This window comes from Parafrankia sp. Ea1.12 (assembly GCF_900465275.1).
In the GTDB taxonomy this organism is placed as follows: Bacteria; Actinomycetota; Actinomycetes; order Frankiales; family Frankiaceae; genus Parafrankia; species Parafrankia soli.
In genome coordinates this window covers 1-875 of the sequence record NZ_UBIZ01000061.1, presented here as the reverse complement: position 1 = coordinate 875, position 875 = coordinate 1, and the positions used below count along the sequence as shown (strand labels likewise).

General features: G+C 67.7%; 1 protein-coding gene. It reads right to left on the bottom strand.

Going from position 1 to position 875, the window contains the following annotated elements:
- Nucleotides 1-10 precede the first annotated feature (10 nt).
- Nucleotides 11-825, bottom strand: a protein-coding gene (locus tag FMEAI12_RS00315; protein ID WP_112104560.1) for an IS5 family transposase whose coding sequence is annotated in 2 segments (ribosomal slippage) — nt 11-475 and nt 478-825 — 813 coding nt in all. Because the reading frame shifts where the segments join, the coding sequence is not laid out codon by codon here.
- Nucleotides 826-875 lie beyond the last annotated feature (50 nt).

Below are 875 nucleotides of genomic sequence, written 5' to 3'. Positions count from 1 at the left end.
AGAGCGTGTCTCAGGTGGGGTGTGGGAGTTTCTTCCAGCAGGTGATCGCGGCAGCCAGGGAAAGGAATCCGAGGAAGTTACGGCCGTTGCGTTCGTAGCGGATGGTCAGTCGGCGGTAGCCGTCCAGCCACGCTATCGTCCTCTCGATCTTCCACCTGTACCGGCCGAGGCGTTCGGTGCTCTCCACCCCACGCCGGGCGATCCGCACCGTGATACGACGCCTGCGCAGGAAACGACGCAGCTCCGGCTGGTCGTAGGCCTTGTCCGCACGCAGCGTGTCCGGCCGCCGTCGCCGCGGCCCACGCCGGGAACGGATCGCGGGGATACTCGCGACCAGCGGGATGAGGACCTGGCTGTCATGCAGGTTCGCCGTCGAGACCGCCACGACCAGCGGCAACCCGGCCCCGTCGGTCAGAACATGCAGCTTCGAGCCCGCTTTGCCGCGGTCGACCGGGTTCGGACCGGTCAAAGATCCCCTTTTTTCGCCCGCAGGCTGGCCGCGTCCACGATCACCGACGACCAGTCGACCTGCCCGACCACACCATGGGCATCGAGGACTGCCCGGTGCAGCCGGGGCCAGACCCCCGCCCTGGTCCAGGCCTGGAACCGGCGATGCGCCGTCGGCACCGAGACCCCGAACTCGGTCGGCAGATGCCGCCAGGCACACCCCGAGGTCAGGACGTAGACCACTGCGGTGAACACCGCCCGATCCTCGATCGGCGCGGTCCCACCACCCTGCCAGCGGGTCTCGAACCGGGGCAGCAGCGGTTCCACCAGCTCCCACAGATCGTCCGGGACCAGCCGCAGAGCGAGGCTGCTCTCCATCACATCCATGATCAGATATGTACCCGGAGCCGCCACACAAGACACGCTCT